Annotated in this window: 28 protein-coding genes and 1 pseudogene; 14 read left to right on the top strand and 15 right to left on the bottom strand. The window is 57.0% G+C overall.

Annotation, left to right across the window (positions count from 1 at the left end; genetic code table 11):
- The first annotated feature begins 129 nt into the window (after positions 1-129).
- The 4 genes from ACA056_RS11800 (at position 130) to ACA056_RS11785 (ending at position 2,505) form a co-directional block, all read left to right on the top strand.
- Positions 130-561, top strand: coding sequence for a nuclear transport factor 2 family protein (locus ACA056_RS11800; RefSeq protein ID WP_111448695.1), 432 nt, complete (start codon positions 130-132; stop codon positions 559-561).
- A 301-nt stretch (positions 562-862) separates the two neighbouring features.
- On the top strand, positions 863-1,264 hold the full coding sequence (locus tag ACA056_RS11795) for a GFA family protein (RefSeq protein ID WP_497272903.1): 402 nt from the start codon (positions 863-865) through the stop codon (positions 1,262-1,264).
- Positions 1,265-1,343: 79 nt separating this feature from the next.
- Positions 1,344-1,850 carry a peptide-methionine (S)-S-oxide reductase MsrA gene (msrA, locus tag ACA056_RS11790; RefSeq protein ID WP_497272901.1) on the top strand — a complete coding sequence of 169 codons (507 nt, stop codon included), beginning with the start codon at positions 1,344-1,346 and terminating at the stop codon, positions 1,848-1,850.
- Positions 1,851-2,085: 235 nt separating this feature from the next.
- The gene (locus tag ACA056_RS11785) at positions 2,086-2,505 is read left to right on the top strand and encodes an organic hydroperoxide resistance protein (protein WP_497272899.1); all 420 of its coding nucleotides are present in this window, start codon (positions 2,086-2,088) and stop codon (positions 2,503-2,505) included.
- Positions 2,506-3,480: 975 nt separating this feature from the next.
- On the opposite strand, the gene ACA056_RS11780 is transcribed toward ACA056_RS11785, so the two are convergent.
- From ACA056_RS11780 to ACA056_RS11770, 3 genes are read right to left on the bottom strand one after another with little or no spacing between them, the layout of a single operon-like run.
- Positions 3,481-4,989, bottom strand: coding sequence for a tripartite tricarboxylate transporter permease (locus ACA056_RS11780; RefSeq protein ID WP_347804456.1), 1,509 nt, complete (start codon positions 4,987-4,989; stop codon positions 3,481-3,483).
- A 24-nt stretch (positions 4,990-5,013) separates the two neighbouring features.
- Positions 5,014-5,508 (bottom strand): tripartite tricarboxylate transporter TctB family protein, encoded by a 495-nt coding sequence (locus tag ACA056_RS11775; RefSeq protein WP_497272897.1) that lies wholly within the window; start codon positions 5,506-5,508, stop codon positions 5,014-5,016.
- Positions 5,505-6,476: a tripartite tricarboxylate transporter substrate binding protein gene (locus tag ACA056_RS11770; protein ID WP_497272895.1), complete on the bottom strand. Its 972-nt coding sequence runs from the start codon at positions 6,474-6,476 to the stop codon at positions 5,505-5,507. Before ACA056_RS11770 ends, ACA056_RS11775 begins: the two co-directional genes overlap by 4 nt.
- 185 nt (positions 6,477-6,661) lie before the next feature.
- Between ACA056_RS11770 and ACA056_RS11765 the strand changes: the two are divergent.
- From ACA056_RS11765 to ACA056_RS11755, 3 genes and pseudogenes are all read left to right on the top strand, one after another.
- A pseudogene (locus tag ACA056_RS11765) lies at positions 6,662-6,799 on the top strand (chromate transporter); the annotation flags it as partial.
- A 155-nt stretch (positions 6,800-6,954) separates the two neighbouring features.
- The gene (locus tag ACA056_RS11760) at positions 6,955-7,305 is read left to right on the top strand and encodes a DUF6152 family protein (protein WP_497272894.1); all 351 of its coding nucleotides are present in this window, start codon (positions 6,955-6,957) and stop codon (positions 7,303-7,305) included.
- The gene (locus ACA056_RS11755; protein WP_497273526.1) at positions 7,305-7,817 is read left to right on the top strand and encodes a DUF6644 family protein; all 513 of its coding nucleotides are present in this window, start codon (positions 7,305-7,307) and stop codon (positions 7,815-7,817) included. The genes ACA056_RS11760 and ACA056_RS11755 overlap by 1 nt, the downstream gene beginning before the upstream one ends.
- A gap of 3 nt (positions 7,818-7,820) precedes the next feature.
- Here the strand turns inward: ACA056_RS11755 and ACA056_RS11750 are convergent, their stop codons facing one another.
- Both ACA056_RS11750 and ACA056_RS11745 read right to left on the bottom strand, forming a co-directional pair.
- Positions 7,821-8,909 carry a polyamine ABC transporter substrate-binding protein gene (locus ACA056_RS11750; protein WP_497272892.1) on the bottom strand — a complete coding sequence of 363 codons (1,089 nt, stop codon included), beginning with the start codon at positions 8,907-8,909 and terminating at the stop codon, positions 7,821-7,823.
- 51 nt (positions 8,910-8,960) lie between these two features.
- Positions 8,961-10,262 (bottom strand): NAD(P)/FAD-dependent oxidoreductase, encoded by a 1,302-nt coding sequence (locus ACA056_RS11745; RefSeq protein WP_497272890.1) that lies wholly within the window; start codon positions 10,260-10,262, stop codon positions 8,961-8,963.
- A gap of 149 nt (positions 10,263-10,411) precedes the next feature.
- On the opposite strand from ACA056_RS11745, the gene ACA056_RS11740 reads away from it, so the two are divergent.
- Complete coding sequence (locus ACA056_RS11740; protein WP_497272888.1) at positions 10,412-11,314, top strand: LysR substrate-binding domain-containing protein; 903 nt, start codon at positions 10,412-10,414, stop codon at positions 11,312-11,314.
- Positions 11,315-11,331: 17 nt separating this feature from the next.
- Here ACA056_RS11740 and ACA056_RS11735 read toward each other — a convergent pair whose 3' ends face one another.
- Complete coding sequence (locus ACA056_RS11735) at positions 11,332-11,553, bottom strand: hypothetical protein (RefSeq protein WP_497272886.1); 222 nt, start codon at positions 11,551-11,553, stop codon at positions 11,332-11,334.
- A 217-nt stretch (positions 11,554-11,770) separates the two neighbouring features.
- Here ACA056_RS11735 and ACA056_RS11730 point away from each other — a divergent pair, with 217 nt between their 5' ends.
- The 6 genes from ACA056_RS11730 (at position 11,771) to ACA056_RS11705 (ending at position 18,338) form a co-directional block, all read left to right on the top strand.
- On the top strand, positions 11,771-12,541 hold the full coding sequence (locus tag ACA056_RS11730; protein WP_497272884.1) for an alpha/beta hydrolase: 771 nt from the start codon (positions 11,771-11,773) through the stop codon (positions 12,539-12,541).
- A 129-nt stretch (positions 12,542-12,670) separates the two neighbouring features.
- On the top strand, positions 12,671-12,928 hold the full coding sequence (locus ACA056_RS11725) for a DUF2790 domain-containing protein (RefSeq protein ID WP_497272882.1): 258 nt from the start codon (positions 12,671-12,673) through the stop codon (positions 12,926-12,928).
- 108 nt (positions 12,929-13,036) lie between these two features.
- Positions 13,037-13,708, top strand: a complete 672-nt coding sequence (locus tag ACA056_RS11720; protein ID WP_497272880.1) for a heavy metal response regulator transcription factor — start codon at positions 13,037-13,039, stop codon at positions 13,706-13,708.
- Positions 13,705-15,111: a heavy metal sensor histidine kinase gene (locus ACA056_RS11715; protein WP_497272879.1), complete on the top strand. Its 1,407-nt coding sequence runs from the start codon at positions 13,705-13,707 to the stop codon at positions 15,109-15,111. The genes ACA056_RS11720 and ACA056_RS11715 overlap by 4 nt, the downstream gene beginning before the upstream one ends.
- Positions 15,112-15,297: 186 nt before the next feature.
- Positions 15,298-16,482, top strand: a complete 1,185-nt coding sequence (locus tag ACA056_RS11710) for an acetyl-CoA C-acyltransferase family protein (RefSeq protein ID WP_497272877.1) — start codon at positions 15,298-15,300, stop codon at positions 16,480-16,482.
- A 431-nt stretch (positions 16,483-16,913) separates the two neighbouring features.
- Complete coding sequence (locus tag ACA056_RS11705) at positions 16,914-18,338, top strand: undecaprenyl-phosphate glucose phosphotransferase (protein WP_497272875.1); 1,425 nt, start codon at positions 16,914-16,916, stop codon at positions 18,336-18,338.
- Between the two features lie 87 nt (positions 18,339-18,425).
- Here the strand turns inward: ACA056_RS11705 and ACA056_RS11700 are convergent, their stop codons facing one another.
- The 9 genes from ACA056_RS11700 to ACA056_RS11660 form a co-directional block, all read right to left on the bottom strand.
- Positions 18,426-19,568, bottom strand: a complete 1,143-nt coding sequence (locus tag ACA056_RS11700; RefSeq protein WP_497272873.1) for a hypothetical protein — start codon at positions 19,566-19,568, stop codon at positions 18,426-18,428.
- Positions 19,569-19,617: 49 nt separating this feature from the next.
- On the bottom strand, positions 19,618-20,373 hold the full coding sequence (locus tag ACA056_RS11695; protein WP_497272871.1) for a WecB/TagA/CpsF family glycosyltransferase: 756 nt from the start codon (positions 20,371-20,373) through the stop codon (positions 19,618-19,620).
- The gene (locus ACA056_RS11690) at positions 20,373-21,560 is read right to left on the bottom strand and encodes a glycosyltransferase family 2 protein (protein WP_497272869.1); all 1,188 of its coding nucleotides are present in this window, start codon (positions 21,558-21,560) and stop codon (positions 20,373-20,375) included. The genes ACA056_RS11695 and ACA056_RS11690 overlap by 1 nt, the downstream gene beginning before the upstream one ends.
- Positions 21,557-22,759, bottom strand: coding sequence for a glycosyltransferase (locus ACA056_RS11685; protein WP_497272867.1), 1,203 nt, complete (start codon positions 22,757-22,759; stop codon positions 21,557-21,559). Before ACA056_RS11685 ends, ACA056_RS11690 begins: the two co-directional genes overlap by 4 nt.
- 75 nt (positions 22,760-22,834) lie before the next feature.
- Positions 22,835-23,770 (bottom strand): DUF535 family protein, encoded by a 936-nt coding sequence (locus tag ACA056_RS11680; RefSeq protein ID WP_497272865.1) that lies wholly within the window; start codon positions 23,768-23,770, stop codon positions 22,835-22,837.
- Positions 23,771-23,777: 7 nt separating this feature from the next.
- Positions 23,778-24,755 (bottom strand): glycosyltransferase family 2 protein, encoded by a 978-nt coding sequence (locus tag ACA056_RS11675; RefSeq protein WP_497272863.1) that lies wholly within the window; start codon positions 24,753-24,755, stop codon positions 23,778-23,780.
- Positions 24,756-24,798: 43 nt separating this feature from the next.
- Positions 24,799-25,323, bottom strand: a complete 525-nt coding sequence (locus ACA056_RS11670; RefSeq protein ID WP_095132884.1) for a serine O-acetyltransferase — start codon at positions 25,321-25,323, stop codon at positions 24,799-24,801.
- Between the two features lie 8 nt (positions 25,324-25,331).
- Entirely contained in the window at positions 25,332-26,288 is a 957-nt protein-coding gene (locus ACA056_RS11665) for a glycosyltransferase family 2 protein (protein WP_497272861.1), read from the bottom strand.
- Complete coding sequence (locus tag ACA056_RS11660) at positions 26,281-26,898, bottom strand: acyltransferase (protein WP_497272859.1); 618 nt, start codon at positions 26,896-26,898, stop codon at positions 26,281-26,283. Before ACA056_RS11660 ends, ACA056_RS11665 begins: the two co-directional genes overlap by 8 nt.
- Positions 26,899-26,905: the final 7 nt, after the last annotated feature.

The following is a 26,905-nucleotide window of genomic DNA, read 5'->3' as shown; positions in this document are numbered from 1 at the left end:
AGCTTAAACCTCGAGACAAGCCCTCAACGCAAGTTCGTTTTTTTCTTGGCTGCATGCTAGGTTGTACGATGACCGATAAGTGATATTTTCACTCTCGCTCCGACGACCCACAAAAACAAGGAAACACCCATGAAAAAAGTGAAACTGCTGATTGGATTCTTGTGCCTCTTCAGTGGCTACGTAGCCGCCGCCCCTGCTTCCGCAGACAAGGATGTCGCGCAAGCCGTCGATCATCTGACGCAGGCCATGTTGCACAAGAACATTGCCGAACTGAAAGCGCTGACCGCCGAGAACCTCACCTACGGGCACTCCAGCGGGAAGATCCAGGACAAGAAAGCATTCATCGACGATATCGAAACCGGCAAAAGCGCGTTCAAAACGTTAGAGATGCAGAACCAGACCATCACCATCTCGGGTGACGTGGCGTTGGTTCGCCATCACTTCTCGGCACAAGCGCTGAAGGGCACCGAAGTGGTTCCAACCGAAATCGAGAACTTCCAGATTTGGCAAAAACAGAAAGGCCACTGGTTACTGGTAGGCCGACAAGCGTTCAAGTTCTGATTTTTGCGTAACGAAGGGGGCACCCGTTAGCCAGGCTACGCGTGTCCCCTACTCTCTTCTTTTGCCTGCAAGACGTACCGGACAAGTTCTGATACCGCGCGAGGGAAAACCATGCTGGAACGACTGGACCGTACACAGCAGGACCTGCTCAATGCGCTGCTGCACCACGCGGATCGTCGCGCATAATTGCGTCTTCCACCGCCTCGTAGAAAAGGCCAGCGAGCCTGGTGTTTCACCCAACTCGCCAACCCCAACACCAGAGCGCTACAGTGGCGCGACCGACACCTGAGAAACGATGAACATGGATGCACTTCACCAAGGAAGTTGCCTGTGCGGCGCAGTGAAATATCGAGTGGCCGCCGAGTTGAAAGCGGTTACCCATTGCCATTGCAGCAAATGTCGCAAGGGCCACGGGACAGCGTTCGCGACGTATGCAAGCGCCCTCAGGTCGGCGATTTCGATCATTGCGGGGGGCGAGACGCTGAAAACCTATCACTCGTCCGAAGGTGTCGCCCGACAGTTCTGTGGCGATTGCGGCTCTTCGCTGTTCTGGTCTGATTCCAAAGGCGAGTATTCGGATTGGCTGTCCGTGGCGATAGGCACGCTGGATACACCGTTTCTGAGTGAAAAACAGAAACACGTGTGTGTTGCATCGAAAGCGCCGTGGTATGAGATTGAGGATCGCTGGCCAAGAATTGAGTGAGCTTTTTCGGCCAAAAGGCAAAACCACTTGAGGTACATTGATACCTGATCCCAAATTCACTGATGGGAGGGACCGTACTATGACGACGCGAACTGAAACTGCCATCCTGGCCGGTGGCTGCTTCTGGGGCATGCAGGATTTGCTAAGACGCTACCCCGGCGTGCTGTCCACGCGGGTAGGCTACTCGGGCGGTGATGTGCCCAATGCGACTTACCGCAACCATGGCACGCACGCGGAAGCGATCGAGATCGTGTTCGATCCGGACCAGATCAGCTATCGCCAGATCCTCGAGTTTTTCTTTCAGATCCACGACCCGACGACGCAGAACCGTCAGGGCAACGATGTGGGTATGAGCTATCGCTCGGCACTCTTCTATCTCAACGATGAACAGAAGCAGGTAGCCGAGGATACGGTGGCCGACGCTGATGCATCTGGCTTGTGGCCCGACAAGGTCGTCACTGAAATCGTGCCCGCTGGCCCGTTCTGGGAAGCAGAACCGGAACATCAGGACTACCTCGAACACTATCCCAACGGTTACACCTGCCATTTCATTCGGCCAAACTGGAAACTGCCTAAACGAGGGTGATGTCTCGGCCGGTCCAGCCAGTTGTGGAGGACCAACGCTTGGTCGTCATTTCCAGCCCGGCCGGCAGATTTGTATCGCTCTGTATTTTCGCGGGCGATCTTACACAGCAATACACAATCGCCGGATCAGGACACATACGCAGTACATGAAGGTGAAAAAGTGGGCGGCGTCGCACACCTGGCGTTCTCCGATGAACCCAGGCTAAAGAGCCCAACATCCCAGCAGGAACCACCTCATGATCAATGAAATCGATACCGTGCTTTACACCGGCAAGACCCACACGACCGGAGGCCGTAACGGCGAGGCGCGAAGCGACGATGGACGTTTGGACGTCAAGCTTTCCGCGCCTGGCTCGTCAGGGAGTGGTACCAATCCCGAACAGCTGCTGGCTGCAGGTTGGTCGGCCTGTTTCATTGGCGCAATGGGTAAGGCGGCTGTCGCATTGAACGTGACCCTGCCGAGCGATGTTGCCGTCGATGCCGAGGTGGATCTGGGCAAGACCGAAGATGCCTTCTTTCTGCAGGCCCGTCTCAATGTCAGCCTTCCGGGTCTGGACCCGGCCGTCGCACGGGCGGTGGTGGATGGCGCCCACCAGCGGTGCCCGTACTCCAAAGCGACCCGTGGCAACATCGACGTCACGATCAATCTGGTTTAACCAAAGCACCCCGTGCAGCGTAATGCTGTTCACTTAAGGTCGGGGTACATATCCGTTTCTGCGGTAACGGCTGCTGGCGGTTTCGCTTTTACAGCGAGTCACTTGGATAAGCCCCAAGTAACCAAAGGCTCTTGCCCCGCCATTCGGTGTCTCGCCTAAGCTCGGCATGCCCTCACTCCGGCATTGCTCCGGGGGCCCGCCGCCATCGGCCATCCATGGCCGGGGGCGGCTACCGCGGCATCCTTGCCGCGGTGCCCCCTGCGCAACGCCTGCGTTCGGCCTCTGGGAAAGGGGCAGACAGATCAAGATCAAAAACCAGAGCCAGAGCCAAAGCCAAAGCAAAAGCAACAGCAACAGCAACAGCACTCAGCGCTCACCCACTGATCGTTCCCACGCGCAGCAAAGGAATGCATCCCGTGACGCTCCGCGTCACCCCTGCTCAAGACTCGAGCCTTGTGTCGACAGCGGAACGGAGCGTCCCCGGCGGCATTCCGACGCGGGAGCGTGGGAACGATCAATACGCGCAGGCGTTGAGGAAACAGGCCGGCCGGTAGGCCGCCTCGCTTTGGCTTTTACGGTGCACGCCCCCTCGAGAGGCCGAGTGGAGGTTCTGCGCAGTGGGCAACCCGGCATGGATGCCGGGTTAGCCGCCCCCGGCCATGGATGGCCGATGGCGGCGGGCCCACGGAGCAGGACCGGAGCGCGGGCATGCCGAGCCTGGGCGAGGCACCGAACGAAAGGGGCAAGAACCCTTTGGTTACTTTGGGGTTCTTTTCCAAAGTGACCCGCCGTAAGGGTGGAACCCTAAGCCGCCGTGACCGCAGAAACGGATATGCACACGACCAACAAAAGACAGGTCGGCTCTTGATCCACCGCCCCCTCGCTACGCATGTGTATGCCTGGAAACACCGAGCTTAAGTGAACAGCATTACCTGTGCAGCCTGCCTTCCCGGCAGGCTGCGCTGGCCACTGAGCTCAATCGTCCTCATGCAACTTGATACCGCGGGCGTGAAGCAGATGCGGGATCACCAGCACCAGCAGCGTTAGCGCGAGGAACGCAGCCGAAATCGGTTGCGTCACAAACACCAGCCAGTCTCCCTCGCTGATGGACAACGCGTTACGCAGCTGCTTTTCAGCCATGGGCCCCAGCAACATGCCGACGATCACGGGGGCGACGGGGAAATCGAAACGACGCATCAGCACCCCGCCCCAACCGATCGCCAACATCAGCAACAGGTCGAAGGAAGAATGCCGCATGCCGTACACGCCGATGGTGGCAAACACCAGAATGCCGGCGTTCAGGTACGGCCGGGGAATCTGCAGGAGCTTGACCCACAGGCCCACCAACGGAAGATTCAACACCAACAGAATCACGTTGCCGACATACAGCGAGGCCACCAGGGTCCAGACCAATTCTCCCGACGTCTGGAAGAGCATCGGCCCCGGCTGCAGGTTGTAGTTCTGGAACGCGGCCAACAGAATTGCCGCGGTGGCGGATGTCGGTATCCCGAGTGTCAGCAGTGGCACCAAAGAACCCGTCGCGCTCGCGTTGTTGGCCGCCTCGGGACCGGCAACCCCCTCGATCGCCCCCTCGCCCTTGTTGCCCGCAAACTCTTTCGGGTACTTGCTCAATTTGCGCTCCGCCGAATAGGACAGGAACGTTGGAATTTCAGCGCCCCCTGCCGGAATCGACCCGAATGGAAAACCGATCAACGTGCCCCGTAGCCAGGCCGGGACCGAGCGTTTCCAGTCAGAGCGCGTCATCCACAACGAGGTCAAGCGGTGCCGACCGGACGCTTCTTCTTTTTGATAAAGCAGGCTGTACAAGGCTTCACCCACTGCAAACAAACCGACCGCGACGAGCACGACTTCGATGCCATCCACCAACTCCGGCACCGCCAAGGTGTAGCGGGCAATGCCCGAGGTCGAGTCCAGGCCGATCAAGCCGATGGTCAGTCCAATCCCGAGCGAGACAAAACCGCGCAGCATCGAAGCGCCGAGTACCGCAGACACCGTCGTGAAGGACAACACCAGAATCGCGAAATACTCGGCAGGACCAAACTTGAGCGCCAGCGTGGCGACAATAGGGGCAAACAACGTCAGGAACACCGTCGCGATGGTGCCGGCAACAAATGAGCCTATCGCGGCCGTTGCCAGGGCCGGTCCTGCCCGGCCGTTGCGCGCCATGAGATTGCCTTCCAGGGCCGTGACCATGGAGGACGATTCACCGGGCGTGTTGAGCAGGATAGAGGTGGTCGAGCCGCCAAACTGCGCGCCGTAATAGATACCGGCGAACATGATCAAGGCGCCCGTAGGATCGACCTTGGCGGTAATCGGCAGCAGCAGCGCAACGGTCAGCGCCGGCCCAATACCCGGCAAGACACCAATGGCGGTGCCGAGCAAACAGCCGATAAAACCCCACATCAAATTGATCGGTGTCAGCGCAGCGGAAAAACCAATGGCCAGGTTCGCGAGAGTTTCCACCTTGATTACCTCCTTCAGCCCGGGTCAGATCCAGGCGTTGACAAGGGGCGGCAGGGAAACCCCTAGCCCGGCGTTGAACAGCCAGTAAATCGGCAGGGTCAAGGCAATGCCGATAGCGAGGTCCTTCACCGGCCGACGACTGCCAAACCCCCGTGCCGAACAGGCGAACAGCAGCGCGGCGGCCAATACGAAGCCGATGAGGTTAATCAGCACGGCCACCCCCACAAGCCCCGCCGTCACCCAGGCTGCGCCGGATTTGCCGCCGGGCAGCGCTTGGGCAGCTTCGTCGCTGTGGTCTGCCAGCTCACGGAAACCACCGGTGACGGCCTGATAACACAGCAACAGACCGACGACGCCCAGGAACACCGCGACGGCGTACGGATAGACGTGGGCCCCCAGGATGACGAACCCCATCTCGGGAGGAAACCGGAATGCGCCGACCGCCAACACGGCGCTGATGGCAATCACTCCGGCGCCGATCGCCAGTTGTACCGGGACTATTGCGCGAGGCTGAGTCATTTTGAAACCAGCCCGACCTCGACCAGCATCGCACGCAGCCGCACATGCTCTTCGTCGACGAATTTGCCGAACTCATCGCCGGTCAGGACGTTGGGTGACCATTTGTTGGTGTCGATATTGTCTTTCCAGACTTTGCTGTTGGTGGCGGCCACGACGGCGTCGGTCACTTCTTTACGCTGCTCGGGCGTGAGGTTCGCGGCACCGTAAACACCCCGCCAGTTGCCGATGGTCACGTCGTAGCCTTTCTCCTTGAGGGTTGGTGCATCGATGCCTTCAACGCGTTCGGGCGCGCCGATGGCGAGTACACGGAACTGGCCGTTTCTGATGTATTGGCCAAGCTCGGCATAGCCACCGGTGATCACCTTGATCGCCCCGCCCAATGCCTGGGCAACGACTTCACCCCCACCCGCGAAGGCGACGTAGTTCACCTTGTTCACCGGAACACCCATTTTGGCGGCCAATTCGGCAATGCCTATGTGATCGATCGACCCCTTGGAGCCACCGCCCCAGGAGATACTGGTCGGCTTGTCTTTGAAGACTTTCAGCAAGTCCTCCAGGGTTTGGAATTCGGACTCCTTGCGGACGGCAATCACGTTGTATTCGGTAAACAGCCGGGCAATCGGCGTCACGTCCTTCAAGGTGATTTGCGGCTTGTTCTGTTCAATGGCAGTGACCATGATCGCGCCGACAACGAGCAGCGCATCCGGATCGCCCTTGGTGCTGTTGGCGAACTGCGCCAGCCCCAACGTCCCCCCTGCTCCGCCCTTGTTCTCGAAGGTGGTGGATTTGGCCGTGTTGGCCTCGATCAAGGCTTTGCCCAGGATCCTGGCGGTCTGGTCATAACCGCCACCCACAGAACCCGGGGCCATGAACTTGACGGTGTCCAGCGCAAAGGCCGGTGTCGCGAGCGCAGCTGCAGTAACGGCCGTTGCGATGCAGCGGCTGAATCGACGGAACAAAGCGGACATAAGTTGTCTCCCGATTGCATTGTTTTTATAGGTGCCGGGTGAAAATCGATCAGGGAGCGAACCCTGCTCAATGAACATTGGCCTGCGGATAAGCGTAGGCCATGGTTAGAGAGCCAGCATTTAACGAATTCGCTATCGTCACGCGACGATTGAACCGGACCCGCTCGAACCAGGAAGGTGAACACATGGCCAACCCTCATGCCGATGACCGCAGCAGCGCGTGGTCGGTGTTTCTGATCTTCCTGCGCCTTGGGCTGACCTCTTTCGGTGAGCCCATTGCGCACCTGGGTTACTTCCGCGATGAGTTCGTCACACGACGGCGCAGCCGACAAGCAAGCTATTGATATTCAAACATCTACTTCTTCAGAAACATTTGCTCGGCGCAATGCTGAAAAATGTCGGGCTATTCTAAAAACCCTCTGTGGTGAAAACACGTCACGACTCACGTTGATCAATGATCTGCAACAGGAGACTTGTCATGAAAGGCATGCTCGGCAGCATTGGATTGTCACTGTTACTGGCTGCAACGGCGGCGTTCGCGCATCACGGCTGGAGTGAATACGACTCCAGCAACCCCCTGCAGCTAAACGGCACGATAGAAGAATCCGGTTACTCCCATCCGCACGGCTTCATGCGCCTAAAAACGCAAGACAAAACCTGGAACGTCGTCCTGGCACCGCCCTCGCGCATGGAAAATCGCGGCCTTTCCCGGGACATGCTGAGTGTGGGGAACACGGCCACCGTGGTCGGCTATCAGAATCGCAACAAACCCGATGAAATGCGCGCCGAACGCATCACGGTCGGCGACAAAACCACAGAGTTGAGATGATGCAGGCCATCGATGCCAGCGCTGGATCGAGTCCGGACCGCTGGCTGGACTGGGTGGGTGACTCGCAGCTTGGCGCGGCAATGCGCGGCGACCTGTGGCTGTATCCGATGGTTGAGGTGGTTCACATCATTGGATTTTCGGTGCTGGTCGGCTCTGTCGTGATGTTCGATCTGCGGGTGCTCGGGCTGTCGAAAGAGATTGCGGTGACGGCCCTGGCTCGCCACCTGCTGACCTGGTCCATCCTGGCCCTGCTGTTGATCGTGCCCGCCGGGCTGATGATGTTTTCAGCCCATCCCCATGACTTCGCATCGAATGACATCTTCATCTTGAAGCTATGCCTGATCGCTACTGCCGGGCTCAACGCTGCTCTTTTCCACGTCGGGATATACCGCTCGGTCACCCAGTGGAACACGGGCACTGCAGCGCCTGAAATCGCAAAAATCCAGGCGCTGCTGTCGATTGGGTTATGGGTCAGCGTGGTGTTGTGCGGTCGGCTATTGGCGTACACCTGATCATCAGGTATTGGTTTTCAACTTGGTCCACAGGCGGGTAGTCAACCGTGCGATGGCCGCGGGGAGTTCCTCGACGGTAAACAACTTGTCCAGCACGCTTTTCGGCGGGTAGATCGCCAGGTCCTGCTTCACTACCGGAGTCACATATTCATCCGCCGCAAGGTTGGGGTTGGCGTAATGGATACTGTTGCTGATGTTGGCAATGACTTGAGGTGTCAGCAGGTAGTTCATGTAGGCGTAGCCATTCTTCTCGTGCGGCGCGCTCTTGGGCATGACCACCATGTCGAACCACAAGGTGGAACCTTCGTCAGGGATCGAATAGGCGATGTCGATGCCGTTGTTGGCTTCCTTGGCGCTGGCGGCCGCCTGCACGATGTCGCCATTGAAACCGATCACCGCGCAGACATTGCCGTTCGCCAGGTCGCTGATGTACTTGGAGGCGTGGAAATACTGGACGTAAGGTCTGATTTTGAGCAGCGCCTGCTCGGCCTTCTTGTAATCCGCCGGCTCATGGCTGTGGGGCGGCAGCCCCAGGTAATTCAGGGTGATCGGCAGGATCTGCGTAGGGTTATCGATAATCGCCACGCCGCACTGACTCAGCTTCTTGATGTTGTTTTCATCAAAAAACAGATTCCAGGAATGGGTGACATCGGTGTTGCCGAAGATCGCCTTGATCTTCTCGACGTTGTAGCCAATACCCGCCGTACCCCACATGTACGGATAACCGTATTGGTTGCCCGGATCATTGACCTCGAGTTTTTTCATCAACGCCGGATCAAGGTTTTTCCAGTTGGGCAGCTGGCTTTTATCGAGTTTCTGCACCGCCCCGGCTTTGATCAATCGGGACAGAAAATGGTTCGAAGGGCTCACCACGTCATAGCCGGTGTTGCCGGTCATCAGTTTGGATTCGAGCACTTCGTTGCTGTCGTGAATGTCGTACGTTGCCTTGATCCCCGTTTCCTTGGTGAACGTGGTCAAGGTGTCGTCGGCGATGTAGCCGTTCCAGTTTGAAATATTGACGACTTCGTCGGCATAAGTGGCTGCCGACAACGTCGTCAGCACGACCATCAGGGAAATGTTATTGACGCGCATGTTCAATCACCGTGTGTTTGATGAGTTTTTATTCTTTGATCGCCGGGTGTTCTAGATTTCCGTTTTGGCCCTGACCGCCTCCACGCGCATTCGAAGCATGGCACCGATATCGAGCAAGGGGCGCGGTGGTAGCCAGCCTGGCTGGGCCCTGCGCATCACTGATTCGAGGATGGGCGAGCTGGCACCCGATGCCAGTTCGGCGAGCAAGCGTCCCCAAAGGGTGCCGCGTGCGACGCCCGAACCATTGCAGCCGGCCACCGCAAACACCCCTTCATCGACCTTGGCGAAATAGGGTTGCCCGGTGCGTGAAGCGCTCAAGTGTCCGGTCCAGGTGTATTGAATGTCCTGCTCGTTCAAGAACGGGAAGCGTCGTTGCAAGCCGAGCACATGGTGTTTGCGGCGGTGCAGAAGCTCACTGTCGGATAAATCCCGAGAACGGTATTCCGCCGTGTTGCGGATCATCACGCGGCGGTCCGGAGTCAGTCGCACCGTGGCGCCCAGAGGCCGGGTGGACAGCACGCCCCAAGGCTCAACCGCGCCGATGGACTTGAACTCGGCGTCACTGAGCGGTCGTGTGAGGCTGGCGCTGAGTTCCATCGGGAACGTCCCGCTGTCTTCTATCCCTGAGCGCGGGATGAACGCGTTCAGGCACACCAGGACTTGCCTGGCTTCGATGCTTCCATCGGTGCCATTGGCGCGAATACGCCCTTTGCCCAAACGCTCCAGGCCAGTGATATCGGTGTTCTCAAACAGGGTCACGTTGGCCGGCAGCGTATCCAGCAGGCCCTTCACGTACTTCGCGGGTTGCAGCAGTGCGTTGCCATTGCCGCACCAGATCGCGGCCCGGTAATGCGCGGTGCCCAGTTGTTTGCTCAGCGGTTCACCTTCCAGAAAGTGCGCAGAGGCGCCGACAGCGCGTAGCGTTGCCAATTTGGCGGCGACATCGGTCAACTTGCCGCGATCGTTGACGGCGAAGAAGTAGCCCGATTCCCTGAATTCACATTCGATGCCCAGGCGAGCAATGCGCTGGCGCACTTCGTCACTGGCGGCACGGGAAATCGAGGTATCGACTTCAAAACCGGCAAAACCCGGGTTGCCGATCAGCTCATCCTTGGCCGGATGTTCGTGACCCACCACGAAGCCTGAATTGCGCGCCGACGCGCCCTGTGCGGCCCGTTGTCTGTCGACAATCACGATCCGCGCCTGAGGGTGAATTTCAGCGAGCGTATGAGCGGCGCACAGGCCGGTGATACCGGCACCGACAATCAGCCAATCGGTTTTTTGCGTGCCTTTGAGAGCATCGCGAGCGGGTGAACTCCCCGCCTGCGCAATCCATCCACATACATTGGTCATGCATCACCTCATCTACCTGTCGTTCCGCAAGCACCGCACATGACGTCATCGCATGAGTATTTCCGGCTGGTGCTGGCTAGAGCTAGAATCTATAAGGCCTGTAGTGATACAACCAACGTTATAAAATCATCGAGCTATTCAAAAAACGCATGGATAAAATTCACCACGTTCCTTCTCTCCAGGCCTTGCAGGCGCTGGTCGAGGTCGCAGGCTCGGGCAGCTTCACGCAAGCGGCGCAAAAGCTGTGCCTGACCCAAAGCGCAGTGAGCCGAAAAATCCAGCAGTTGGAGAGCCACTTCGACTTGCCGATGTTCGTGAGGAATAGCCGCAGTGTTCGGCTGACACCGGAAGGCGAACAGGTACTTGCGACCGCCCGAAGTATTCTGGCGCAACTGAAAACCCTTGAAGATCGGCTGACACCGCAAAAACGACCCTTTCGCATACGCATGCATGTGTCGCTGGCGGTTCGATGGTTGCTGCCAAAGTTGAGCGAGTTCTATCGAAGTCATCCGCAGGTTTCGCTGTCGATCGAAACCGTAGCCACGGAAGTGGTGGAACCGGCCATCGACAGCGACGCCTACATCCTCTATCTGCCAGAGCCGTCCCGCGATCCTGACTGCCTGACGTTGTTCGAGGAGGCGCTGGTGCCGGTGTGCGCCCCGGGCCTGGGCAGCACCTCCCAGCCGTTGGAGTCGGTGGCTGATCTCGTGCGTTTCCCGCTGTTGCATCGCTCGGCGGACAAGCATGACTGGGTCCAGTGGCTGCACGCCAATGGCGGCCAGTCACTTGAGGACTACCGCCACATCCCCTTCAACCTCGACGAGTTGGCGCTCGATGCGGCGGCGCGAGGGCTGGGGGTCGCCATGACTGACCTGACCCTGGCAGGCGAATCACTCGAACGAGGCGTGCTCGTCGTTCCGTTCGGCCACCCGTTGAAGACCCGCGGCATTTACGCCTTGAACCTGCAACCTTCCGCCGCCGCTCATCCAGCCTGTTCGCTGATCATGCAGTGGTTTGCCCAACAGGCCGAACAGCCAGCAGGCGAAGTTTGACCACCAGGGTTTGACCACTACGTTCCGCGCCCCAACCCTTCTTTCGCATTGGCAAAAGCAGCGCTCGCCTCTTGAACCAGCCTGCGCCATTCAACGCTGTTGATGAGTCCGGTGCGCTCCATCTCATCGGCAGCCTTGAGCAACTCGTCATATTGCTCTTCGGCATCCATCCGGATTTCAGGCACTTTCAGGAGCTGATACCAGGCCGCCAGGGCTTCGCTCTTTGGATCATCACTCATGCTCAAACTCCCAAAGACAGTCTTCGTTTTGAAGTTTTTTCATGGGTGGCGTTCCTCGCTCCCGACATACGGCAGGCAGACATAAAGACCGGCGCGCCGTGCATTACAAACTTGTCATTGAGTTGTCAGCCTAGCCAGCACCCTCGCTTCATACAGTGGCGTCGTCAGTCACCCACCGCGGGTGACACACCTCACACTGATGAAAAGGGTCAACACCATGAAACCATTGAGCAAACTCTGCCTGATCGCCGCCAGCCTGCTGATGCTGGGCAGCGGTTCCGCCATGGCCAGCAACATCGCGACGGTCAAGGCCAACAACGTCGTGCTGGTGCACGGTTCCTGGGCCGACGGCTCGAGCTGGTCGGACGTGATCACCCGGTTGCAGGCTGCCGGCTTGCACGTGACTGCGGTGCAAAACCCGTTGACCTCGGTCGCCGACGACGTTGCCGCCACCCAACGCGTGCTCGATCAACAAGACGGCCCGACCGTACTGGTCGGCCACTCCTACGCCGGCACCGTGGTCAGTGACGCCGGGGTCAATCCGAACGTCAGTTCGCTGGTTTACGTTGCGGCCCGAGCACCGGACGCGGGCGAGGACTTCGTCGCGCTGTCGGCCAAGTACCCGACCATGCCCGTGCGCGCCGGCACCGAGGAACACGATGGTTTCATCAGCCTGAAGCAAGACGCCTTCCTCAAGTACTTCGCCAGTGACGTGCCCCACGACAAGGCGATGGAACTGTTTGCCGTCCAGCAACCGATCGCCAAAACCCTGTTCACCGATCGCACCACCGCTGCCGCCTGGCACACAAAACCGTCCTGGTACGCGGTCTCCAGCCTCGATCAAACCATCAACCCAGACCTGGAACGCTTCCTCGCCAAACGCATGAACGCGACCACCATCGAGCTGCCGTCGAGCCATCTGTCTTTGGTCTCCCACTCCAAAGAAATCGCTGACCTGATCCTCGAAGCCGCTGGTCGCCAACCGTAACGTCGGCGCCGTTTCATTACAAAATTGTCATTCAACTGTGGGTCGGCTGTGCGGATCGCCTGGTTAACCTGAATCCACTGCCAGGCAACCCGTCGGCAGCCAATCCGCCTCTGAATAGAGGGAATCATCATGAAAATGTTAATCCTCGGTTTTGCTGCTCTCCTCGCCACCGGTTCGGCGTTTGCCGATACCCAGACCGCCGAACCTGTCATCCACGACAAGACCGGTTTCTTCGTCAACCTGGATATCGCCAAAGACCTGTCCAGCAATATCATCACGCAAGATTGCGGCATCGTCCCCGCGCAGCTGATTTACCTCGACCATCAGGGTCGCAAGCACGTGATGGATTACCAGGTACAGGGCATGGATTGCCTTGGTGGTAACTGATCAGCCGCCTGTACTCACAGAGGATCGGGCTACACTGGCGCCACTGGCTGACCTCTGTAGCCCGCCGCCGCGATATGCATGTTGCTGACACCGAACCAGGCAGATCCCATGAACATCCTCGTAGTCGAAGACGAACCCAAAGCAGGCAATTACCTGCTCAACGGCCTGCAGGAACTCGGCTACTCCGTCAGCCTGGCCCGCGATGGCGTCGATGGCTTGCACCTGGCTCTGGAGAACGATTTCGACGTCATTGTGCTGGACGTCATGATGCCGAAAATGGATGGCTGGGAAGTCCTGCGCCGCTTGCGCAAGGAAGCCGACACCCCGGTGCTGTTTCTCACGGCCCGCGATGACATCGCCGACCGCATCAAGGGCCTGGAACTGGGCGCCGACGATTACCTGATCAAACCGTTTTCCTTCGCCGAACTGGTGGCACGCCTGCGCACCCTGACCCGGCGCGGCTCCTCCCGGGAAGAAGAACAGTTGCAAGTCGCCGACCTGCAAATCGACGTGCTCAAACGCCGCGTCACCCGCGCCGGCGTGCGAATCACCCTGACCAACAAGGAGTTCGCCCTGCTGCATCTGTTCGCCACGCACCAGGGCCAGGTTCTGTCGCGCTCGATGATCGCTTCGCGGGTCTGGGACATGAATTTCGACAGTGACACCAACGTCGTGGATGTCGCGGTGCGGCGTCTGCGGCTGAAAATCGACGACCCGTTCCAACTCAAATTGATTCACAGCGTGCGCGGTATCGGCTACCGCTTCGATACGCAAGCATGACCTCCCGCCTTCGCCACTCATTAACGCTTCGCCTGGCACTGGTGTTTGCCTTACTCGCCTTTGTCTCGCTGACCCTCCTGGGTGTGGCGTTGTACCGGGATCTGGAACGCGAGCTGATCCGCCGCGACGACGCCGCGTTGGTCAACCGCATCGATCAACTGCGCACCTTCCTCAACGACAGCAACACGCTGGACCTGATCAAGACCAAACCGGCGCTGTTCCAGAACATGCTCGGCAATCGCGAGGCGCTGCTGACCATCGGCGCCCCCGGACAAAAACCCTTGCTGGTGGTCAACCCCGGAAACCTCGCCGTACCGTCGCTGGCACCGGTGGCCATGGACCATCCGTTGGTGCTGGCCGACGTGCAGCATTACCCGAGTGTGGACGGCGTGCCCTTCGCGGCGCTGGCGGCGACCATCGACTCCGGCGACCTGGGCAGCCTGCAAGTGGTCACCGGGCGCCTGATGACCGAGCGCACCGCGGTCCTCGCCCGCTACCGCCTCAACGTGTACCTCTTCGCCAGCGTGGCGGCGATTCTGCTGGCGCTGTCCGGCTACCTGCTGGTGCATCGCGGGCTCCTGCCCGTGCGGCGCCTGGCCCGACACGCCCAAGGCATCGGCGTCGGCAACCTCACCGAGCGCCTCGACAGCCAGGGCGCACCGCGAGAGCTGCTGCCGATGATCGAGGCGTTCAACGCAATGCTCGACCGTCTCGGCAAGGGCTTCGTGCAACTGGGTCAGGTGTCGACCGACATGGCCCATGAACTGCGCACCCCGATCAACAACCTGCTCGGCGAAACCCAGGTCGCCCTGCAGCAAAACCGCAGCATTGAGGCCTATCAGCAACTGCTCGCCTCCAATGTCGAAGAGCTGGAGCGCCTGGCCCGGATGCTCGACAACATGCTGTTTCTGGCCCGCACCGACCCGGCCAGTGCTTTGCGCCAACGGCAGGAGCTGGATGCTGCCGATGAAATGGAACGCATGGCCGACTATTTCGAAGGGCTGGCGGCGGATGTGGGGATCAGCATTGATGCCCAGGGCAGCGGAGTGATCTGGGCCGAACCGATGTTGCTGCGCCGCGCCTTGGCCAACCTTTGCGCCAACGCGATCAAATACGGCGCGCCTGACTCCGAGCTGTTCATCCGCGCCACGCCCACGGCCGACGGCATCCGTCTACAAGTGCGCAACCACGGCCAGACCATCCCCGCCGAACACTTGCCAAGACTGTTCGAGCGCTTCTACCGCGTCGACGAATCCCGCGAACGCTCGGCGCACTCCAACGGCCTGGGCCTGTCGATCGTGGCGACGATCATGCAGCTGCACAATGGGGCTTACAGCGTTAGCAGCAGCGAGGACATCACCTGCTTTGAGCTGTTTTTTCCGGCGCGGCAATTGGATGAATGAGGTCGAACCGGCCTGTCGTATGAACTGAATCTGCCCGTCACTGCTCCGACACATGTCTAATGGCAAAAAACACCATCCCCCTTGAGCAGTTTTGGCATAGGCCAAAATCATCGCTGTGTCTAGACTCACCCCCACATAACAGTGCGAAAGCATACTTGAGTCCAGAACTGTTCCAGGGGAACCCGCATGAACCCATCCGACATTTTTGTTATCAGCGCCGTCCGCTCGGCCATCGGCAGCTTTGGCGGTTCGCTCAAAGATGTGCCACCTATCCAACTGGCCACTGACGTTTGCCGCGCCGCCATTGAACGTTCGGGTCTGGCACCTGAACACATCGGTCACGTGGTGATGGGTCATGTGATCCCGACGGAAGTACGTGACGCCTACATCTCTCGTGTCGTGGCGATGAATGCCGGCCTGCCGAAAGAGACGCCCGCCTTCAACGTCAACCGCCTCTGCGGTTCTGGTTTGCAGGCCATTGTCAGTGCAGCTCAAAGTTTGATGTTGGGGGATGCCGGCGCTGCGCTGGCGGGCGGCGTCGAATCCATGAGCCGCGGGGCCTATATCTTGCCGCAGGCGCGCTGGGGCGCACGCATGGGTGATATGCAAGCCATCGACTACGTGCTCGGCGCTCTGCAAGACCCGTTTGGCGGTTTCCACATGGGCATTACTGCGGAAAACATCGCCGAGCGTTATGGCATCACTCGTCAGGCTCAGGATGAGTTGGCGCTGCTCAGCCAGCAACGAGCGGCCCGGGCGATTGCTGAAGGGCGGTTTACCGACCAGATCGTGCCGATCGAAGTGGCGTCCCGCAAAGGTACCGTGACGTTTGCGACGGACGAGCATGTCCGCGCCGAGGTCAATGCCGAGCAATTGGGCAAGATGAAACCGGCCTTCAAAAAAGACGGCAGCGTCACCGCCGGCAACGCGTCGGGCCTCAATGACGGTGCCGGTGCGCTGATCTTGGCCACCGGTCAGATGGTTCTCGACCAAGGCCTCAAGCCCATCGCCCGACTGGTCGGTTATGCCCATGCCGGTGTGGAGCCAGAGCTGATGGGGTTGGGACCGATTCCCGCCACCCGCCTGGTCCTCAAACGCGCCGGCCTGACCGTTGCCGACCTGGATGTCATCGAGTCCAACGAAGCATTCGCTGCCCAGGCGTGTGCCGTGGCGCAGGAACTGGGCTTCGACCCGGAGAAGGTCAACCCGAACGGTTCCGGGATTTCTCTGGGCCACCCGGTGGGCGCGACCGGTGCGATTATCGCCACCAAGGCGATTCACGAACTGCACCGTGTTCAGGGTCGTTATGCCCTGGCAACCATGTGCATCGGCGGCGGCCAAGGCATCGCCGTGTTGTTCGAACGCGTCTGATCGGCCCAAACGAAGACGGCGCCCATTGTGGGCGCCGTCTCGTTTTACCGCGATGGAATCAGTGCGCAATGCACACAAATTTCAGCTCGGTGTAAGCCTCAATGACCGCACGCCCAAACTCGCGCGGCCCATGCTCAACCTCCCCGGCACCCACGCCGCGGACGGCCCCTGCGGCAGGTAGGCCGGTATCTCGATGGGCTTCATTTTTTCAGGCCCGGAGGTTCTACTAAACTACTCAGAACTACGCAGATTCAGTGAATGATTTCACAGTACTGCTAAAGTGATAGCACGCGTCGCCACATGCTCCCAAAGCCTGTAATTTTCGAAGGTGGGTGGCTAATCACGGTGATGCCAACGCTCTCAAGCGAGGGCAGCATGAACTGAATCGCGTCATCATCGAACGCGAGGGGCAGCAGACATGAGGTCTAAATATGATATTTGAGCCCAACAGTACCCGTTCCGTTCTCCAGCGAAGAAGCAGTACCAGTATCGTTATTCAGGCTGGTCTCGATTGTGTTGCGGTGACCGGTGTTGCATGGTTTTTGATCAATTATCATATCGGCTTCATAACGCAGTCCTATGTCATCCTGCTCCTGTTGCTGCTGGGGGCTTTGGCCGTCGTGTACGACCACTATGCTATTTACCGCAGCAATGTTGGTTTTACCGTCAAAGCCTTCAAGCTTTTGAAAGCGTGGACTGCCACGTTTGGCTTTCTCGTTGCCATGGCCTTTCTTACCAAGCAAAGCGAACAGTACTCGCGCTTATTGGTCGGGCAGCTATTTGTAGTTGGATATTTTGCTCAGTTGCTTTTGCACCTCGCGACACGCGAGATGCAGAAGAAGTTTTTGGCCCACCCGACTCAATTGGAAAACTCGCTCATCATTGGCTCGGGCGAGCTGGCCAGCTATCTTCACCAGAAAATCAGCAATAATCCCTGGCTCGGTGAGCGCATAGTGGGCTGTGTGTTGATTGGTGCGGACGATGATCGGGGCAAGGAAAGTCTGGAAGGCGCGCAACGTCTGTCGATACTGGGCGATATCTCCGACCTTGATGAGTTAGTTGTTAAACATGCCATTCGTACCGTCTATTTCGTGACCCCTCTGGGTGGCTCAGAGGTCATCCAGGATGTTTATTTAAGGCTGTTTGATAAACACATCTCTGTTAACTGGGTGCCTGACATTTTCTCGTTGCGCCTGATCAACCACAGTGTTCGCGAAATTGCCGGCATTCCCGTGCTGACCTTGTCTGAAACTCCGCTGATGGGGATGCGTCTGTTTCTGAAGAACCTTGAGGACAAAGTCCTGGCCTTTCTCATTTTGGTTCTTGCAACGCCAGTCCTGGCAGCCGTCGCCATTGCCATCAAGCTCGATAGCCCCGGCCCCATATTCTTTCGTCAGCAGCGCATGGGGTGGAGTGGAGAAGCTTTTCGGATCTGGAAGTTCAGAAGCATGATCGTCCATCAGCCTGAAGACGGCATCGTCAAACAGGCGCAAAAGAATGACCCACGCATGACCAGGGTTGGCGCCTTTATTCGGCGAACCAGCCTGGATGAGCTACCGCAGCTATTCAACGTTTTGATGGGGGAAATGTCTCTGGTGGGGCCTCGCCCGCACGCTATTCAACACGATGTGCAGTACTCGCCCGACGTCTCTGGCTACTTTGCGCGTCACAACATTAAACCGGGCATCACAGGCCTGGCTCAGGTACGTGGCTATCGTGGTGAAACAAGGGATATAGATCAGATGATTCGGCGTGTTGACTCGGACATCGAGTACATCAACAACTGGTCGCTTTGGCTCGATTTCGTCATCCTTGTACGAACGGTGTTTGCCTTCTCCGGCAAGCATGCCTACTAACTATTCCTGAGTACCTGGACGATCTCAAGGCCATCCAGATGTGGTTATACGGGCAAAAACTGCATCTCTTTAAAATCAGCAACCCGTTCAGGTGGATACGGTACTTTCCAGGGCCGGCGGTGACTTCAGATGAGCGTAGCGACTACGCAAGGTGTCGAGAAGCGCTTCTCCCGGCTCCCTGGAACAATGGAGGTATATTTTGAAAAGGCCACCAAAACCCATTTCGCGATATCGATTAGCGACTTCCTCGTCACTCGGACCGTCCGGCAACCCAAGATGAAGTGTCAACTTCTTGCCTTCGACAGCAAACAGAGGCGTCTCCCAAAGAAATTGCGCGGCGCCCACCTTGGGCAGTCGAACAAATAAATAGCCGTGATTGCCCAGCGTATCAACATCACCGCCACGCCTTCTCTTCCACTCAAGAAGTCCATCGTCCGGGCGTGCCAGGCAAGTGCCGATATCATAATAGTCAAAACCATTTTCTATCGCCCATTCAAGCGCCATGAACGTGGTGATCGAGTTAATTTCACGTAACTTCTTGGCATCTGAAAATACAACATCGGGATAGCCGAAACGGATCGTGCTCCAGTAGCGTTTTCCTGCCCGGGTTATTACGCACCCAAGATGGCATGCAACAATTTCATCCTCCAGCAATACCAGATCGAGCCGACCGGCATTTTTTGCCACCCTTTGAACCTCATGCGATTCAATTTGAGAGGCGGCGGCTCCATGCCTCGCTCTGGCATAGGGCTTAAGCATTTCCCGATCTGCGATTTCAATTTCGTCGTCGTTCAAGGCTTGTTTCATACGATAGCGCAGCCGGTTTTTGCGCAGATTTCGACGTAACTCGGTATTGTACCTGGCCGTAATATCCTCAATTGACCTGCTCAGCGGAACGACCGCACTCAAATATTGAGGCACATACAAGGCACCCAAGGTCGGCATTTCACTGACCCACACCGTCCGGTCTGACGTGCCCAACTTCAACTGACTATCAACCGCTTGAGATTCAGCGCCCAGTAGGACCTTCACAAACTCCCGCTGTGTTTTCCTCCCCACATAGAGAATGTCGTGAAGGCTGTCTTCCCGCAGTCTGAACCTGACAATTTCCCAGCGCCAAAAACAGGCCCGCCCAAGTATATCCCGCAGCCAGGCAGCAGCTTTCCTTAGCTCAAATCGCATCGAAGGAGATATGAACTTACGCATCGACTCTGCTATGAATTCTTTCATTTGGTTATCAGCACAACTCAAGGAAGGGGTATTTGAGTTTACAAGCCATCTATTTTGAACACGTCACCTTGCCTTTATCCCTGTAGATCAACGTGCGCAACAAGAACATCGGATTACCCACCACATAGCGTCTGAATAATCGCTTTGGCTCACCTAGTAGCCTGAACACCCACTCACAACCGAGACGACGCACCCATTGCGGAGCACGAGTCACCTTGCCGCCGAGAAAATCCAGAATCGCCCCTCCGCACACGACCAGACAGGGCACGCCACTGATGGCTAACCTGGCAGCAACGGCTTCTTGCTTGGGCATGCCCATACCCAAAACAACCAGTTCCGGCTGAAACTGCCGGGCAAGGTTTATGTAAGCATCCACTGGCGCGAAACCATGGTGAGCAGAGACTACATTGACCGCAAATATTGCTTCGCTACGCTGTACCGCATTGGCTAGAAAGGGCTCTTCAGTACCCCAGAAAGCCACGCGCCGCCCCTTGAACGCGGCCAGTAATTTGGGAATGAAATCGGTGCCATTCATATTCAGCCCTGGCTCCAGGCCGAGTCGACGAAACAGGATGGCCATGCCGGAGCCATCCCTCAATAACACGTCCGCAGCCAGCAACGCGTTAAAGTAGTCGGTATTGGCCGCCACCAGATTCATGGCATGGGCATTCGCGAACCCGAGCACTGTCGTCACGTCAGGTCTGGATAACGCATCAATCAATGCTTGTTCGTCATCAACATCGCTAATCACCCTGAGTTTCTGGGTAATCGTTTGCCAGCTGTGCTGCCAGGATAAAGCACGCATTAGCTGTCATCTCGCTTCGAACGCACCCATTCAACCTGGCGCTTAATCAAAAATCCGAGATACAGAGGGATTTTCTTCACCGCGTAGAACGGCGCATACAACAAGGCTGAAAAAGAAATAATCCCGCGACCAAATTGGCTCCATGCCAGCAAGATAGTCACACCCAATATTGCCACCCCGCAAGAAGCGATCAATGCTGGCGCCAACGCTCCGGACAGCAAAAACACCAACCATGACAGACCAAATGCCGCCGCCAAGGCCAACGTCAACAAGGCCAATGGAGGGACCATCAAATCCAGCGTCATCGCCAGCAGACTCCCGTTACGCTGGCCAATCGACTCCACCAGCAACTTTGGCGTATCCCCGAGAATCACCCCCAAATGACCATGTTCCCAGCGCGTACGCTGGGTAGTTAAGCCTTCATCGCTGCGCGGAAAGTAACTGGTCACCAGCGCATCGGGGCAAAACACTGGTGGCTTGCCGCTTCGGCATAAATCCAAGCCCATCTTCAAATCTTCAACGATGTGGCCACTGGCTAAATCGATCAACGTCAGATCCCGCCAGACGAAAGCCATTCCCGTGCCCATTAGCTGACAGGGCAAACCAAGCCGGGTCCAACCCTGCGGCCGTACCCGATTCTTCACACACCAGGCAAACTCGGCAAGCCGCACTTTTAGCCCGGAACCTGCTGGAGCACGCATTAAATTAAGTGCTTGCGCTGGCCGCCCTGAGTCGATGCAACAGATTGCCAAACGCTCAATTGAACCCTCGGCCACCTGGCAATCCGCATCGACAACAATCATGACGTCCGGCGCATCGCTCGCCAAATGACGCACCCCGCAGTCCAGCGCATAACCCTTGCCACGCTGCTGATCATTGCTGCGCTCCACCACCTCGGCGCCCGCCGTGCGGGCCAGCGCGGCCGTGTCGTCAGAACAGTTATCCGCCACCACCAATAGGCGATCACCCAAAAGCAACTGCGGCCGAATGCTATTTAACGTCGCGACGATGATCGAGGATTCATTGTGTGCCGGTATCAACACCGCCACCCGCGGTCGCGATCCTTGCGCCGTCGAGCGCGACCGCGCAGGCAGGCAGGCCGTCAGCACCTGCACAAACAGCACCAACACCGGCAGGAGGATGAGTATCAGCAGTGAGCTGAACAGCCAACTAAGTAATGTGATCATGCTTGCGCCCTAAACAAATTAGCCAACTTGGCTGCTTCGATATCGATGTCGTGTCGCTCCAGCACTCTCTGATAAGCCGCCTCGCCCATCCGCTGCAACACCTCGACAGGTTGCGCAAGGCAGTCTGCCAGCGCCGCCGCCAACTCATCCACCGCTCCAGCGGGAAACAACCAACCGTTCTCACCCTGTCGCACTAATTCGGGAATGCCCGCCACATAGCTCGTCAGTACCGGTCGGCGCAACGCCATGGCTTCCATGATGACCACCGGCAATCCCTCGGCGAAGCTCGGCAACACCAAGGCCCGCGCCGCAAGAATCTCCGCCCGCACCTGATCGCTGCTGATCCAGCCGGTAATTCGCACCCGCGCCTGCAAACCATGCCGTGCAATAAGGGCTTCGATTTCCGCGCGCATTTCTCCATCGCCGGCCAGTACTATCTCGAACTCCACGTCTTGTGCTGCCAGAATGCGGGCGGCCTCAAGCAGTAAAAGCTGACCCTTCTGCTCACACAAACGACCTACACAAACCAACCGCGGCGCGGATGGCACGGCAACGGCCGGCACGTCGTGAAACGCCCGCTCCAGCCCACAATGCACCACCTTTACCCTTGGCCAGTGTGCATGAGCCACCCAGCGAAACAGCTGGCTGCGCCCATAAGAACTGATAGCAGCGACAAAGGCGGCGCGCCGAACTTTCTCGCCCAAGTGAATAAACTGCGGTTTGTCGAACTCTTCCGGCCCGTGCACGGTAAAACTGTACGCCGGCCCACCGAGTACATTGGCCAGCATCACCACCTCGGTTGAGTTGGTGCCGAAATGCGCATGCACATGCTCGGCCCCAAACGCCTGCAACCAGGTCAGCACGCGACACGCCTCGGACAAATAAACCAAATGATAGGGCCAGGGGCGATCGGCACGCTGGCCCATGCGTAGCGCCAGCCACAGCGCCGAAAAAAAGCGTCGCGGCTGGGCACGCAGCACCTGCAGCACAGGCACTATCAGTTCTTTGACTCCGTCCTGCAGCACATACTGGGTTTTATCGCGTTCGGACACGTCCTCGGCATCCACCAATTCGGCATCCCAGCCACGCAGAGCAATGCGCTGCACCACAAACCCCTGACGTTCCAACGCCAAAATCTCTCGACGAATGAAGCTATGGCTGACTTTTGGGTATTGATTGATGAAATAAGCGATACGCATAGGAACCAGACTTAGTTGTCGTTGCGGTGGATTATTACTGTAAGTAATCCCACAGTAGTACAGGTATCAGGAACGTCAACTAGCCACACGGCTGCTGATATAACTGTCTATCAACACGCTGTCTATCTTTTTAAACGTATCATCCAGCAGCTCATAGCGCCTGCGGTACATGGCACGTTTTTTTGAAGCAATACTGTCGAGCGGCTTCCTGGACAGAATCATGGGAATCTCGAAAAAGTCTTCGCGCTCTGATGGAGTCGCTCCATGCTCTAACCAGATCACATCATAATTTGCCGCCAGTTCTAGAGCTTTGTGAGCGCCAAAATACGGATGACGATGGTGGCGATACCCATCCCCTACTGCATAAATTTTTTCAACACCGATATTAATGGCAATGTATTTAATAACTTCGATCAGAAAGCTTCTTGGCCGAAGGCCTTCAAAGTCTTTTGTCAGGTCCCTGTAGATACTCAACGACAGTTCACTCTCGACGCCTTTATGTATCCCTTGAACGGCGCCGATAAAAATACATAACTCAGTGTCCGTACGACACAAGGTGAATGCTATTGATGCAATGCGCAGATCACCTTGAAACAAGTTCAACACCAGCTCCCCTTCACGCATAAACCAGAAGGGACGATCCAGCACCAGGGAACAGCCAGCAGCAAACTCCGACAAATCACTCAGCATCAAACTGTCACTTCGCCCCAACAGCAATAGCTGCGGGCAGCTTTTGGTAACCACTTCGTAATGCGAGGCCAACACACTAAGTTTATTCTTGGGGCTCCAGTTTCTACTGATGTATGGCCAATGAACAACGCCCACACAATCCCCGCCTAACTTCTCTACACCGGACTTACCCAGAGCGCTCGACATACGCCCGCAAAACAACTTTAGCTCGGACCAGTTTTTTGCAACCAACACCAGCATCTTAAACTTGTTATTCAATGCCCTTAAAGAATACCCTGCGTGTAAAAAAAACACGCTCTTTAATATCACCCAATTATTCATATAAGTCTCACTTGTATTCGATCAACGCCGTCTTGCCGGCGCCGAATCTGTTCAGTAGAAACTTGACTTGCCCGAGCATCTCGGGAAATTTCCCCAGCACGAGAAAGAAAGCCCGCAGCCAGTTTTCGCGCGTGGATCTATCGCCCCTGCGGGCGAGGCGCACGACCTGCAATGGATAGACCAGCAGCACAAGCAGCCCAAACCATCCCAACACCAAACTCGCGATAACAGTCGCCAGCGGGACGCCCAATCCCCAGAACCAGGCACGGCGCGACTCACGCAGCCAATGTTGCTCCGGTGCGGCCCCATGTAAAAATGCGCCCTCGGCAAAGGCATAACCACCGCGCAGGGTACGCTGCCACCATTGGCCGAACCGGGTCATGGTTGCATCGTGCAAGGTCATTTCCTCGCCCAGACGCCAGACCTTCCAACCATTCCCACGCAAACGCACGCACAATTCAGGCTCTTCTCCGGCAATAAGGCCCGGTCGAAACCCGGACGCTTCGGCGAAAGCGTCAGCCCGCATCAGCGCATCGCCACCACATGCCTTGGCCTCACCTACCGGCGTATCCCATTCGTAATCACACAGTAAGTTGTAAACCGAGTGCTGCGGAAAACGTTCACGGCGCCGTCCACAGACCACCGCGACGTCAGGATGTGTATCAAGAAAGGCCAGCGCCCGGGGCAGCCAACCGCCGACAACCTCACAATCACCGTCGACGAACTGCACATAACGCATCGCCGGCAATAAGCGTTGCATGCAGGCAAATCCTTCGTTGCGCGCACGCGCAGCCGTAAAGGGAATCGTCATGTCCAACTCGACCACCTCGACCCCAAGCCTCAGTGCCATCTGCACTGAACCGTCCGTTGATCCAGAGTCGACATAAACAACCTTCTGCGCCGAACCGACGAGAGAAATCAGACAACGCTCAAGCCGCAGGCCTTCGTTGCGACCGATAACAACGACACCCATACCCATAGCCATGGCGTTCACTCAGCGACGCAACTGAAGTAATCCATCGGGTGGTTCATGAGAACTCCCTCGATTCTGCGTACTTCCTTTTCTTGATAGTCGCAGGTACGCCCACTGCCACCGAGTCGTCCGGTACATCGGTCAGCACCACAGCATTGGCACCAATCACGACATTGTTACCAATGCGGATATTGCCCAGTACCTTGGCCCCTGCACCGATATCGACATTGTTACCCATCACCGGAGCAATCGGCTCACTCACATTCTTGAGGCCCACGACGACGCCATTGCGGATACGGCAATCATCGCCGAACTGCGCATAGCCACTGATCACGATTCCGCCGAAATGATCGATGACGAAGTTGCGCCCGACCACCACCTCACACGGCAGCTCGATACCCGTGACGATCTGCACCAGTTTGAAGAGCACTTTGTATATAAAGGAGAACAACTTGCGTAACAGTGCCGGTCGCACACCGTAACGCCAGCGCCCAAAGCGATAAACCACCATCACCCAAAACCCCTGAGCCCCCCAATCTCCGGCGTATGCACGTAAATCCGCACGTATGTTTTCGAACATAACTGGCTCTACCGTGTTGGTTGGCTAGCGAATTTGGTATCGCGCAGCAGTGCCCAGGTCACACGAGTATGCTGCCAACACGCCCCTAAAGCGGCCCGACCGCGGCCTTTCAATAGCGCCTTGAGCGCCACAATCAGATCACCCAGACTCACCAGTAGCATGTGTGAGGCCAAACCAGGCAGACCGTGGTGCTTGCGGAAGTACAAAAGCTCACTTTCGATTTGTAACGTGGGTAGCTGGCGACTAACCGCATTGAGTTTGTCAACAGACTTGGCACTTTCACCGCCGATATGCACCACCGTGGTATGCGGGTAGTAGACGACCTTCCAGCCTGCCTGTTTAACGCGTTTGCAGTGATCTATCTCCTCGAAGTAAAGGAAGTAGCGCGGATCGAACAAGCCAACCTGGTCGATGACTTCACGACGGATCAGGTAATAGCACCCGGGCACCCAGTCGCACTCACGCACCGAAGCATGATCCCAGGTCATGTCGTCGACTCTTTTCACCACAGGGAAAAAGCGATCAAGCCCTGTATGCGAAAGGAAGGCATTCAAAGGCGTTGGAAAATAGCGACAGGAGGGCTGCAAATCTCCCTCTCGTCCCACCAATCGAACGCCGAGGACACCGCAATCAGGATGAGTCTCCATGTAGTCGAGCGTCTTGCTCAGGGTATCCGCAGCAACAAAGGCATCGGTATTGAGGAGCAACGCATACTTGCCCTGCAGGTGTTCAACCAATTGATTATTGGCACGCCCAAAGCCAACATTATTTTCATTGGCGAGTTGCAATGCCTCTGGACAAATAGTTGCCAGGCACTCCAGCGAATTATCGACAGAGGCATTATCCACCACCAAATAGCGCGTGCGATTCACGCTATTTGACTGGCGTAACGCATTAAACATCGGTTGCAACAACTCCGCTGTATTGTAATTAACCACCAACACATCAAGGGGAGCACTAACCATTGGGTTGCACGCCAAAAAAATATTCCGCTCTCATTTTTATAAGCATCGGCTCAAATGCCGGGTCGTATACACCATTGCGCTGCCTGATAAGGTCAATCCACGGATAAGTGGCACTACGCTCTTCGACTTTCGCCAACACCTCTTCCAGCGTACAAATAACCTTGGCTGGATTACCCGCAACCACCACCCCAGGCGGAACATCTTTTACGACTACAGCACCGGCTGCGACAATCGAATTAGGGCCAACAGTCACACGCGGCAAGATCATAGCGCCATAGCCGATAAAACAATTATCAAGAATGTCGACAGGACCGACAGAATCAAGTTTTCTATCAAAGACCACCTCGAGCATGCCGACTACTCCATCGTGGCCGAACAGCGTGCAACAAGATAAACCTACATTATTTCCGAGTCGTACTAGTGAAGGGTCAGGTATGTTGGCAGCAGGATTGATCCATACGCCTTGACCGATGGAGTGCAGCCCCCCCCACCGAACCATATGTTTAGCCCATTCATACCCGTCCGGTTTACAGAATTTTTTATAGAGCGGAGTCCCATACCCCGTTGTTTTTGCAATATAAGCAATCGTACGTTTCAGTAGACCAATCATCCTGTCA

The organism is Pseudomonas sp. LBUM1666, from assembly GCF_059695775.1.
Note: the sequence above shows the minus strand (reverse complement) of the source record. Positions and strands in the feature narration are given on the sequence as shown.

Excerpts from the sequence above, each read along its gene's own strand:
- ACA056_RS11685 (WP_497272867.1), bottom strand. The coding sequence starts at position 22,759 with ATGCGTATCGCTTATTTCATCAATCAATACCCAAAAGTCAGCCATAGC.
- ACA056_RS11795 (WP_497272903.1), top strand. The coding sequence starts at position 863 with ATGGATGCACTTCACCAAGGAAGTTGCCTGTGCGGCGCAGTGAAATAT.
- ACA056_RS11750 (WP_497272892.1), bottom strand. The coding sequence starts at position 8,909 with ATGCGCGTCAATAACATTTCCCTGATGGTCGTGCTGACGACGTTGTCG.
- ACA056_RS11680 (WP_497272865.1), bottom strand. The coding sequence starts at position 23,770 with ATGAATAATTGGGTGATATTAAAGAGCGTGTTTTTTTTACACGCAGGG.
- ACA056_RS11720 (WP_497272880.1), top strand. The coding sequence starts at position 13,037 with ATGAACATCCTCGTAGTCGAAGACGAACCCAAAGCAGGCAATTACCTG.
- ACA056_RS11675 (WP_497272863.1), bottom strand. The coding sequence starts at position 24,755 with ATGGCTATGGGTATGGGTGTCGTTGTTATCGGTCGCAACGAAGGCCTG.
- ACA056_RS11710 (WP_497272877.1), top strand. The coding sequence starts at position 15,298 with ATGAACCCATCCGACATTTTTGTTATCAGCGCCGTCCGCTCGGCCATC.
- ACA056_RS11700 (WP_497272873.1), bottom strand. The coding sequence starts at position 19,568 with ATGAAAGAATTCATAGCAGAGTCGATGCGTAAGTTCATATCTCCTTCG.
- ACA056_RS11660 (WP_497272859.1), bottom strand. The coding sequence starts at position 26,898 with ATGATTGGTCTACTGAAACGTACGATTGCTTATATTGCAAAAACAACG.
- ACA056_RS11670 (WP_095132884.1), bottom strand. The coding sequence starts at position 25,323 with ATGTTCGAAAACATACGTGCGGATTTACGTGCATACGCCGGAGATTGG.
- ACA056_RS11735 (WP_497272886.1), bottom strand. The coding sequence starts at position 11,553 with ATGAGTGATGATCCAAAGAGCGAAGCCCTGGCGGCCTGGTATCAGCTC.
- ACA056_RS11800 (WP_111448695.1), top strand. The coding sequence starts at position 130 with ATGAAAAAAGTGAAACTGCTGATTGGATTCTTGTGCCTCTTCAGTGGC.
- ACA056_RS11760 (WP_497272894.1), top strand. The coding sequence starts at position 6,955 with ATGAAAGGCATGCTCGGCAGCATTGGATTGTCACTGTTACTGGCTGCA.
- ACA056_RS11775 (WP_497272897.1), bottom strand. The coding sequence starts at position 5,508 with ATGACTCAGCCTCGCGCAATAGTCCCGGTACAACTGGCGATCGGCGCC.
- ACA056_RS11715 (WP_497272879.1), top strand. The coding sequence starts at position 13,705 with ATGACCTCCCGCCTTCGCCACTCATTAACGCTTCGCCTGGCACTGGTG.
- msrA (WP_497272901.1), top strand. The coding sequence starts at position 1,344 with ATGACGACGCGAACTGAAACTGCCATCCTGGCCGGTGGCTGCTTCTGG.
- ACA056_RS11730 (WP_497272884.1), top strand. The coding sequence starts at position 11,771 with ATGAAACCATTGAGCAAACTCTGCCTGATCGCCGCCAGCCTGCTGATG.
- ACA056_RS11725 (WP_497272882.1), top strand. The coding sequence starts at position 12,671 with ATGAAAATGTTAATCCTCGGTTTTGCTGCTCTCCTCGCCACCGGTTCG.
- ACA056_RS11665 (WP_497272861.1), bottom strand. The coding sequence starts at position 26,288 with ATGGTTAGTGCTCCCCTTGATGTGTTGGTGGTTAATTACAATACAGCG.
- ACA056_RS11745 (WP_497272890.1), bottom strand. The coding sequence starts at position 10,262 with ATGACCAATGTATGTGGATGGATTGCGCAGGCGGGGAGTTCACCCGCT.
- ACA056_RS11770 (WP_497272895.1), bottom strand. The coding sequence starts at position 6,476 with ATGTCCGCTTTGTTCCGTCGATTCAGCCGCTGCATCGCAACGGCCGTT.
- ACA056_RS11785 (WP_497272899.1), top strand. The coding sequence starts at position 2,086 with ATGATCAATGAAATCGATACCGTGCTTTACACCGGCAAGACCCACACG.
- ACA056_RS11740 (WP_497272888.1), top strand. The coding sequence starts at position 10,412 with ATGGATAAAATTCACCACGTTCCTTCTCTCCAGGCCTTGCAGGCGCTG.
- ACA056_RS11705 (WP_497272875.1), top strand. The coding sequence starts at position 16,914 with ATGATATTTGAGCCCAACAGTACCCGTTCCGTTCTCCAGCGAAGAAGC.
- ACA056_RS11755 (WP_497273526.1), top strand. The coding sequence starts at position 7,305 with ATGCAGGCCATCGATGCCAGCGCTGGATCGAGTCCGGACCGCTGGCTG.
- ACA056_RS11690 (WP_497272869.1), bottom strand. The coding sequence starts at position 21,560 with ATGATCACATTACTTAGTTGGCTGTTCAGCTCACTGCTGATACTCATC.
- ACA056_RS11695 (WP_497272871.1), bottom strand. The coding sequence starts at position 20,373 with ATGCGTGCTTTATCCTGGCAGCACAGCTGGCAAACGATTACCCAGAAA.